Raw genomic sequence first — 8,106 nt, 5'->3', positions numbered from 1 at the left:
AACATTCAGCACATCGGTTGACTGGTAGACCGCCTTCGCGAGCAAGCCCGCTCCCACAAGGGATTTGTGTTGGATGGCGCTTTGAATACTTGATCGAAAGGACAGTAAAACCGGCTATTTCTTCGGTTTTTCATGCAATTGAAACAATTGGTATGGGTTGTGCAAACGTTTGCGAGTCGCCGATAACGGCTTTTTCGCAACCTAACCGCGCAAGCCCGAAAAATCGGGCCTTCGATCTGCACGAAAAGGGACTTTTAATGCACCGCACGTCCAGCCGCGTGACTTGCTCGCGCACATTTGCTGTTTCTTTGGCGCTGGCCAGCGTTACAGGACTACTCAGCAGCACTGTTTTGGCGCAACCCGCCCTCCCCGAAGAATCCGCTCAGGGCGAAACCCTCAGCACCGAGGCCAGCCCGCCAAAAAAAGGCGCGTACCTGTCGGACTGGTTCAACCAGGACTTGACCGTCATCGGCAGCAAGGACATCAGCTTCGGCCCGCAACCGTCTGACGATGTGTATCTGGAATACGAGTATTTCGGGCGCAAGGGGCCGTTCGAGTTGTACGGCTACGTCGATATCCCGAAAATCTTCGACATCGGCAACAGCCATGACAAAGGCGCGTGGGACCACGGCTCGCCGCTGTTCATGGAGCACGAACCGCGAATCTCCATCGACTACCTGGCCGGCCGCAGCCTGGCCGTCGGGCCGTTCAAGGAATGGTATGTGGCGTTCGACTGGATCTACGACCACGGCAGCAGCACCGCCAACCGCGCCAACACCTTGTACAGCGGCCTGGGCACCGACATCGACACCCACTCGCGGGTCAACCTGTCGGCCAACTTCTACGGTCGCTATCAATGGGAAAACTACGGCGCCAGCAACGAGTATTCCTGGGACGGCTACCGCGCCCAGCTGAAATACATCGTGCCCATCGATAGCTACAGCAATGGCGCGTCGCTGACCTACATTGGTTTCACCAACTTCGACTTCGGCTCCGACTTGCACAAAGACAACCCGGCCCGCACCACCAACGCCACCGTGGCCACCAACGTCTTGCTCTACTCGTTTACCCACCTGCGCTTCACCCTGGTCGGCCGTTACTTCCACAACGGTGGCAACTGGGAGGATGGCAGCGTGTTGAATTTCGGTGATGGCGACTTCCGTGCCCGTTCCAACGGCTGGGGTTACTACGCTGGCATCGGTTATCAGTTTTAAGAATCTGGAGGTTGTATGAAAGCAATGACGCGTCTTTCCCTGTCCGTGGCGCTGGCCTGCGGCACCCTGCTCGCTTCCACCGCGTGGGCAAATGAAGCACCGATCCAGCCAAAAGTGATGCTAATCACCATGTTCGCCCCCGAGGCACAGAACTGGATCGAGCGCCTGGAACTCAAGCAGGAAGTTCGCGTACCGGGCCTGTCCGCCGAGTACCCGAGTATTCGCTGCAACACCCAGCAGGTGTGCCTGATGGTCACCGGCATGGGGCAAACCAACGCCGCCGCGTCGACCCTGGCCCTGGCGCTGTCGCCGAAGTTCGACCTGCGTAAAAGCTACTTCCTGATCGCCGGGATTGCCGGCATCAGCCCGAAACACGGGACCATCGGCACCGCTGCCTGGGCGCATTACCTGGTGGAATTCGGAACCCAGTGGGAAATCGATTCTAGGGATGTACCGAAAGACTGGCCGACCGGTTACATCGGCATCAACACCAAAGGCCCGAACGAAAAACCGCCGCTGGACTACAAGACCGAAGTCTTCGAGCTCAACCCGAAGTTGCAGGCCAAGGCGTTTGCCCTGTCGCATAAAGTCGAGCTGAGCGAGAGCAAGGAATCGGCTGCGTGGCGTTTGAAATACCCGTCGGCCCCGGCCAATCAGGCGCCCGTGGTGACCAAGTGCGATACGGCGGCGGGCAATACCTGGTTTTCCGGGACGCGTTTGAGCGAGCGGGCCGAAGTCTGGACCAAGTTGCTCACGGATAATAAAGGCGAGTACTGCACGACCCAACAGGAAGACAACTCCACCTACGAAGCGCTGCTGCGGGCCAGCCGTGAAGGTTTGGTGGATGTGCAGCGTCTGGCAGTGGTGCGCGCCGGTTCCGACTTCGACCGGCCGGCGCCGGGGCAGAGCGAGGTGGATAACCTGCTCAAATATGCAGATCAGGGCGGGTTTGTGCCGGCGCTTGAGAATCTGTACCGCACCGGAAATCCGCTGGTGCAGGAGATTTTGAAGAACTGGTCGGCTTGGGAGAAAGGTGTTCCCGAAGCCTGAGTCCGGCTCAACGACGCGATCGCGAGCAAGCTCGCTCCCACAGGTGATTTGCATTGTTCACGTTATATGTGATCGACACAGAACCCTGTGGGAGCGAGCCTGCTCGCGATGGGGTCAGGACATACAACATCGATATCGGTTATGGCAACAAAATCACTTTGTCACCACTGCCTTGATTCACCTCGGCATAGCGCTCCAGCCCTTGCGCCAACGGCGACTCAACCAACCCTTCCGGCAACGGCAACAACCCCTGATCGAAGAACGTGCCGAACTGATCCAGCATCGCCGCACACGCCTGCACGCCGTAGAGCAGCGAGTTGATCCCGACCACCGAACCACCCTTGCGATACAACGCCAGCGCCGGCAATTGCACGTGACCGTCGACCGGCGCGGCAATGATCGCGATGCGACCGAACGCCGCCAGCGCCGGGACTGAAGCCGGTAGCCAGAAACCCGTGGTGTCGAAGATCACGTCCGCGCCACCGGCGTACACCGCATTCACCTGAGCGCCGAGGTCTTCGGGCTTGTCCAGTTGCAGGGTCTGATAACCCTGAGCCTGCAATTCCTTGACCTGCTCTACCCGCCGCGCCGCCGCCAACACCTTGGCACCACGGACTTTGGCCAACGCCAGCGCCGCGCTGCCGACCGCCCCGCCACCAATCACCAACAAACGCGTACCCGCGGTTACCAGACTGCGCTCCAGCGCATCCCACGCCGTGGTGTACGGCACACCGAGGCTGGCGGCTTGGGAGAAGCTCAAGTGAGTCGGTTTCAGCGCCACGCCATTGGCCGGCAATTTGACGAATTGCGCGTGGGAACCGTCGGCGAAAAAGCCCAGTTCACGACCGGTGCCCCAGACTTCCTGACCGATCAGCGCCTGCGGGCCTTCCACCACGACGCCTGCGAAATCCCGACCGGGAATCCGTGGCAACGTGGTGTAGGGAAAACGCCCCAGCACGTTCTTCACGTCGCTGGGGTTGAGGCCGGCGGCCTTGATCTGCACCAGCACTTCATCGGCGCCGGCCACCGGGGTTGGGACTTCAACATAGCGCAGGGCCGAGAGGTCGCCGGTTTTGTCGAATTGCAAAGCTTTCATGAGGAGCTTCCGTTAAAGGGGTTAAGGGTTTTCAGGAGATCCAGCCAGCCAGCAATTGCCGACCCATGGGCCACAACTTCTCGCCGGCGAGCATGCCCAACAGCCCCACCAGCGCAATGGCTGGCGGTGCCGGGGAGCGAAAATCCAGCGCGCCGTAAAGCAGACCAACGCCCAGGCCGATGCCCAGCGAGATGAAGTAGTTCATGACAGACTCCGTGGCATAAGGGGGATGCGCAGAGTCTAGAGAACGGCGACGAAACCCGTCGGCCAAGTGCTTCTGAATATCGGCCAAAGACCAGCCAAACACCGCAACTCCCCTGTGGGAGCGAGCCTGCTCGCGAAGAGGCCGTGTCAGTCGAAAGCCCTGTTGGCTGACACACCGCTTTCGCGAGCAGGCTCGCTCCCACAGGGACGGAGTCCGGCTTCAGCGACTCGCCATGAATTGCGATGGCGCAACACCGAGTTCGCGGCGAAACATGTCGCTGAAGCTGCTCGGCGAATACCCCAACTCCCGGGCGATGACACTGACCGGCACACCCTGGATCAACTCCGCCACCGCCGTCGCCAGTTGCACCTGTCGCCGCCATTCGGCGAAGCCCATGCCCAAGCCGTCCTTGAACAGCCGCGCCAGGGTGCGCACGCTGGCCCCGGCGTTTTCGGCGTGCTGCTCGAACGCAATGTCCAGGGACGGCGCGGCCATGACGGCCTGACACAGGTTCAGTAAACGCCGGTCGGAATCATCCGGCAGCGGGATTTTCAGCATCGAGCGTTTGGCCCGTTTGAGCTCCAGCAACGCCAGACCGACCAGCGCCTCGTAATACTCCGGCGCACCGTCGTCGCCCTGCTCCACCAGCCCGACGATCAATTCCCGCAGCAGCCCCCCAACCTCGATGACCTGAACACTGTCATCCAGGGTTGCCGCCAACGCCGGTCGCAGGTAGATATTGCGCATTTGCAAGTCCGACACCACGCGAATCCCATGGGGCACGCCCGGCGGCAACCACACCGCCCGTTGCGGCGGAACGACTAGAGCCTCGTGCGGTGTTTCAACCCACATCACGCCGCTCATGGCATACAACAACTGACCCCAGACATGCTCGTGCGGCTCGATAAACAAGCCGCGCGGGTAAGTGCGCGCCAGAGGTTGCACCGGCACGTCGGTATCAGTCAGGTCGGGCGGTGCGGCGAGGGCCATGGGCTAGGATCATAGGGATTCGAGGAATCGTCATGGTAACGAGGCGCCCGGTTTGTCGCCAGTAAGCGGCACCGTCTGCCAATTCGACTGAATTTTTATCGGCGCCAACGATCCTTGTATTACCACAGGGAGGAATACGGGCTTTATGAACAGCGCAAAACTTTTCGTCATTGAATACACCCTTCATGGCGCCCCCAAGTCTTTCATTATCCGCCTGGACAAAATGGACAACGCGGAGGCCTGGCACTGGGCGAGTTGCGATGCCGGCGTGGGACGCATCCCGCGCTTTGGCCGTGAGAAGGTGCAGAAGACCAGCAAACCGCTGGCAGAGAAATTCGGCGTCGAGAACGTTACTTGGCGACCGGCGCACTAAATGTCATAAGGACAGGGAATGTCAGAAACAAAAAGTGGAGCCCCGGTGGCTCCACTTTTTTTGAACTGCGATCAGCTTTTGGCGCATTTGCAGCCTTTGCTGGTACACGCTTCACCGTGTTCATGATGCTTGGCGCAGCCTTCGCAGCAATAGTGCTTACCGTGGCGCGCGATCGGATGATCGCCTAGCTTGCAGGAGCATTTGGGGCAGTCGCAGGTACTTTCACTGTTGATCATGAGCCTGACTCCATTTTTATGGTCGTCCGGTGCGACGGATGCGCACCCGTTTCACAAGTGTAGGAGCTGCCGAGTGAAACGAGGCTGCGATCTTTTGATCTTGATCTTGAAAATCAACATCAAAAGATCGCAGCCTCGTTTCACTCGGCAGCTCCTACAATGGACCGCGTTATGCGCTTCGGGTGCTGCTGCGATACATAAACACCAGCGCCAGCGCCAGGCACACCATCGCCAGCATCCGGCTCCCGGACAACTCGATCGCCGGGTTGCCGAGCCAGCCGAAGTTATCGATCAACATGCCCATGCCCAGTTGCCCGACGATCACCGCCACCGTCGCCACCGCCGTGCCAACCCGCGGCACTGCGCCCACCATGACCATCATGTACACCACGCCAAACAGCGCCCCGCTGAGCTGCCATTTCGGCACGTCCAGCAAGCTAACGGCATGCGCAGGTTCGAAAAACAGGATGAGCAACCCGGTAACCACCGCGCCGACCGCAAAGGTCAGCAAACTGCTGCGCAACACACCGACCGTTTCCCCCAGGCGCCCGTTGATCGCTGCCTGAACACTCAGCACCGCACCAGCCGCCACCACCACCGCCAACAAAATAACCAGATTCATCATCAACCCCGAGCGATCAAAACAAGTGCCGCGACAATCAGCAGCAACGCCAGCCAACGTTCGCCGTTGACCTTTTTACGCGTGGCGCCGAACCAGCCGAAGTGGTCGATCAACACGCTCTTGCCGACCTGCCCGGAGAGGATCGCAATCATCGTCATGGCAATGCCGATGTGCGGTGTGGCCAGGGTCAGCACCACCACATAGATCGGGCCGAGAAAACCGCCGATCAACTGCCACTGCGGCAACGTGTTCAGCGCCGGCCCCTGTTGCGGGCCGCTGAACAGCAGCAACAGGAACAGAATCGCCGAGCCGACGCCGAAGATGCTCAACGTCGCCCACAAGTGCCCGACCTGAACGCCGAGCGGCCCGAGTAACCCGGCCTCCACGGACAGGCCCATGCCGGCCAGGATGACCAGCGGCAATAGCAATAGGCGTAGTCCGGGTTTGGTAGTTGGTGTTGCGACAACAGCAGCGTTGTCGATTGAAGGAGATTGCATAGAGAGAACCTACCAATTAGTTAGGGCGCGCATCCTGCGAGAGTGGATTCGACCTGAACCTGTGGCGAGGGAGCTTGCTCCCGCTGGGCTGCGCAGCGGCCCCACATTTCTGTGAGCGCTGCGCACTCAAGCGGGAGCAAGCTCCCTCGCCACAAAAGCCCACTCTCAGGATTTTCAGTGGCGCGCATTATCGGCTGGCGATCCTTTGCGATAAATGGGAGCATCCTGACAACACTTTTGCGCAACTCGCACAGCAGGACTCACCATGCACGGCCTCAACGAGCTGGGATTCAAGGCACTTCGGCTATTCGTCGCGGTGCTCGACCACGGCAGCTTTTCCGAAGTCGCCCGCCGTGAGGGCTTGGCGCCCTCTTCGATTTCTCGGCAAATCCAGTTGATGGAACACGCCCTGAACCAGCAATTGCTTTACCGCCACACCCGCGCCGTCACGCCGACCGAAGCCGGGCGCATGCTCGGGCATCACGCGCGGCTGGTGCTTGTGCAACTGGAAGAAGCCGAACAAGCCCTGCAAGAACAGCAAAGCGAACCCAGCGGCCTGGTGCGGATCAACGCCCCGGTGGTGTTTGGCCAGCGGCACCTGACGCCGTGGCTGGGGCAACTCTGCGAGCGCTACCCGAAGCTGCAACTGGATATCCAGCAGACTGACAGCTACGTCGACCCGTTGCAGGAAGGCGCCGACCTGTTGTTCCGTATCGGCCCGCTGCACGATTCAAGCATGCAAGCGCGGATTCTGGCGCCGCATCGGTTTCAAGTCGCAGCGAGCCCGGCGTACTTAAAACGCCACGGCGTCCCGCAACACCCGGAAGACCTCGCCGCCCATCATTGCCTGGCCTACAAAGGCGTGGCCGGCTTGCAACGCTGGTTTTTCCGGCGGGATCAGCAGGATTGGACGCCCTACTCGGTCAAAGGACCGATCACCGGCAACCACGCCGACACCCTGACCCAAGCCGCCGAACAGGGGCTGGGGCTGGTGATGTTTCCGTCATGGCTGATCGGCGAAGCCGTGCGCGCGGGGACGCTGGTGCCGGTGCTTGAGGAGTATCAAGTATCCAACAGCCTTGAACCGCAACAGATTGCGGTGTTGTGGCCAGGTAGCCGAAGGCTATCGGTGAAGGTCAGGACGGTGATTGATTTCTATGTGGAGTGTTTCGGGGCTGTGCCGTATTGGGACAGGCCCTGAAATGCCCGAGTTGTCACTGATAAATGCAATCCCTGTAGGAGCGAGGCTTGCCCGCGAAGGCGTCGGCACAGCCAGCATTGATGTCGCCTGACACTCCGCAATCGCGAGCAAGCTCGCTCCCACAGGTTTCTCAGTGCCAGATATGGCCTGCGCCCCAGGAACGTGATTAATCCGGCATGGATCGGATGATGTCAGCCAAATCGTCCTTGGTAATTCCATTGGCCTTTATGGCAGCAGCGACGTCTTCCTTGGATAGAGGAAAGCGCTTAAACATCTTCTTTAGTGCATCTGCATCAACATTTGACATCCAAAGAGGCGAAACAAAGCTCCCCTTGTACTCTGGCTTCATCGGGACCTCTTCATGAGCGATTACACCCTTATGATTGAAGTAGACAATGTAGCGATCATGTCCTTCAGGGAAGCTCTTGTCGTAGTAAAGAGTTACACCGGTCGGTAGCACGTAGTAGTTTTCATCACCTTCAGGACCTTCAATCAGCATCGGTTCTTTAGTTTTGATCATTTTCATACTTTGAGCCCTCGATGAATCATTAAACAAAACGCATGCCAAAAAAACCACATTAAGCAGCAGTACTGCAACTAGCCAAAGGCCCGTTCTATTACT

At 59.3% G+C, this 8,106-nt stretch carries 11 protein-coding genes; 4 read left to right on the top strand and 7 right to left on the bottom strand.

Annotation, left to right across the window (positions count from 1 at the left end):
- Positions 1–257 precede the first annotated feature (257 nt).
- Positions 258–1,214, top strand: a complete 957-nt coding sequence (locus tag AC1MEW_RS14355; RefSeq protein ID WP_480426705.1) for a nucleoside-specific channel-forming protein Tsx — start codon at positions 258–260, stop codon at positions 1,212–1,214.
- A gap of 15 nt (positions 1,215–1,229) precedes the next feature.
- Positions 1,230–2,264, top strand: a complete 1,035-nt coding sequence (locus AC1MEW_RS14350; RefSeq protein ID WP_480426704.1) for a purine-nucleoside phosphorylase — start codon at positions 1,230–1,232, stop codon at positions 2,262–2,264.
- A gap of 139 nt (positions 2,265–2,403) precedes the next feature.
- Here the strand turns inward: AC1MEW_RS14350 and AC1MEW_RS14345 are convergent, their stop codons facing one another.
- The 3 genes from AC1MEW_RS14345 to AC1MEW_RS14335 all read right to left on the bottom strand — a co-directional run bounded on the left by AC1MEW_RS14345 (position 2,404) and on the right by AC1MEW_RS14335 (position 4,555).
- Positions 2,404–3,360: a quinone oxidoreductase family protein gene (locus AC1MEW_RS14345; protein ID WP_201256183.1), complete on the bottom strand. Its 957-nt coding sequence runs from the start codon at positions 3,358–3,360 to the stop codon at positions 2,404–2,406.
- A gap of 31 nt (positions 3,361–3,391) precedes the next feature.
- Positions 3,392–3,565, bottom strand: coding sequence for a DUF1427 family protein (locus tag AC1MEW_RS14340; RefSeq protein ID WP_322269133.1), 174 nt, complete (start codon positions 3,563–3,565; stop codon positions 3,392–3,394).
- A 219-nt stretch (positions 3,566–3,784) separates the two neighbouring features.
- Positions 3,785–4,555 carry an AraC family transcriptional regulator gene (locus tag AC1MEW_RS14335; RefSeq protein WP_201204816.1) on the bottom strand — a complete coding sequence of 257 codons (771 nt, stop codon included), beginning with the start codon at positions 4,553–4,555 and terminating at the stop codon, positions 3,785–3,787.
- A 145-nt stretch (positions 4,556–4,700) separates the two neighbouring features.
- On the opposite strand from AC1MEW_RS14335, the gene AC1MEW_RS14330 reads away from it, so the two are divergent.
- The gene (locus tag AC1MEW_RS14330) at positions 4,701–4,928 is read left to right on the top strand and encodes a DUF6555 family protein (RefSeq protein ID WP_322269134.1); all 228 of its coding nucleotides are present in this window, start codon (positions 4,701–4,703) and stop codon (positions 4,926–4,928) included.
- Between the two features lie 71 nt (positions 4,929–4,999).
- Here the strand turns inward: AC1MEW_RS14330 and AC1MEW_RS14325 are convergent, their stop codons facing one another.
- From AC1MEW_RS14325 to AC1MEW_RS14315, 3 genes are all read right to left on the bottom strand, one after another.
- Entirely contained in the window at positions 5,000–5,164 is a 165-nt protein-coding gene (locus tag AC1MEW_RS14325; protein WP_322269135.1) for a metallothionein, read from the bottom strand.
- Positions 5,165–5,333: 169 nt separating this feature from the next.
- Positions 5,334–5,789, bottom strand: coding sequence for a DMT family transporter (locus AC1MEW_RS14320; protein WP_322269136.1), 456 nt, complete (start codon positions 5,787–5,789; stop codon positions 5,334–5,336).
- Positions 5,789–6,283 carry a DMT family transporter gene (locus AC1MEW_RS14315; protein ID WP_201204821.1) on the bottom strand — a complete coding sequence of 165 codons (495 nt, stop codon included), beginning with the start codon at positions 6,281–6,283 and terminating at the stop codon, positions 5,789–5,791. Before AC1MEW_RS14315 ends, AC1MEW_RS14320 begins: the two co-directional genes overlap by 1 nt.
- 265 nt (positions 6,284–6,548) lie before the next feature.
- Between AC1MEW_RS14315 and AC1MEW_RS14310 the strand changes: the two genes are divergently transcribed.
- Positions 6,549–7,484, top strand: a complete 936-nt coding sequence (locus AC1MEW_RS14310; RefSeq protein ID WP_322269137.1) for a LysR family transcriptional regulator — start codon at positions 6,549–6,551, stop codon at positions 7,482–7,484.
- A gap of 166 nt (positions 7,485–7,650) precedes the next feature.
- On the opposite strand, the gene AC1MEW_RS14305 is transcribed toward AC1MEW_RS14310, so the two are convergent.
- Entirely contained in the window at positions 7,651–8,010 is a 360-nt protein-coding gene (locus tag AC1MEW_RS14305; protein WP_480426703.1) for a hypothetical protein, read from the bottom strand.
- Positions 8,011–8,106 lie beyond the last annotated feature (96 nt).

It is taken from the genome of Pseudomonas sp. ASL4, assembly GCF_056680395.1.
This window is presented reverse-complemented; position numbering and strand designations above follow the sequence as displayed.

What these genes read in the sequence shown, in the direction of transcription:
- AC1MEW_RS14315 (WP_201204821.1), bottom strand. Translation starts at nt 6,283, where the DNA reads ATGCAATCTCCTTCAATCGACAACGCTGCTGTTGTCGCAACACCAACT.
- AC1MEW_RS14345 (WP_201256183.1), bottom strand. Translation starts at nt 3,360, where the DNA reads ATGAAAGCTTTGCAATTCGACAAAACCGGCGACCTCTCGGCCCTGCGC.
- AC1MEW_RS14320 (WP_322269136.1), bottom strand. Translation starts at nt 5,789, where the DNA reads ATGATGAATCTGGTTATTTTGTTGGCGGTGGTGGTGGCGGCTGGTGCG.
- AC1MEW_RS14305 (WP_480426703.1), bottom strand. Translation starts at nt 8,010, where the DNA reads ATGAAAATGATCAAAACTAAAGAACCGATGCTGATTGAAGGTCCTGAA.
- AC1MEW_RS14355 (WP_480426705.1), top strand. Translation starts at nt 258, where the DNA reads ATGCACCGCACGTCCAGCCGCGTGACTTGCTCGCGCACATTTGCTGTT.
- AC1MEW_RS14310 (WP_322269137.1), top strand. Translation starts at nt 6,549, where the DNA reads ATGCACGGCCTCAACGAGCTGGGATTCAAGGCACTTCGGCTATTCGTC.
- AC1MEW_RS14340 (WP_322269133.1), bottom strand. Translation starts at nt 3,565, where the DNA reads ATGAACTACTTCATCTCGCTGGGCATCGGCCTGGGCGTTGGTCTGCTT.
- AC1MEW_RS14325 (WP_322269135.1), bottom strand. Translation starts at nt 5,164, where the DNA reads ATGATCAACAGTGAAAGTACCTGCGACTGCCCCAAATGCTCCTGCAAG.
- AC1MEW_RS14335 (WP_201204816.1), bottom strand. Translation starts at nt 4,555, where the DNA reads ATGGCCCTCGCCGCACCGCCCGACCTGACTGATACCGACGTGCCGGTG.
- AC1MEW_RS14350 (WP_480426704.1), top strand. Translation starts at nt 1,230, where the DNA reads ATGAAAGCAATGACGCGTCTTTCCCTGTCCGTGGCGCTGGCCTGCGGC.
- AC1MEW_RS14330 (WP_322269134.1), top strand. Translation starts at nt 4,701, where the DNA reads ATGAACAGCGCAAAACTTTTCGTCATTGAATACACCCTTCATGGCGCC.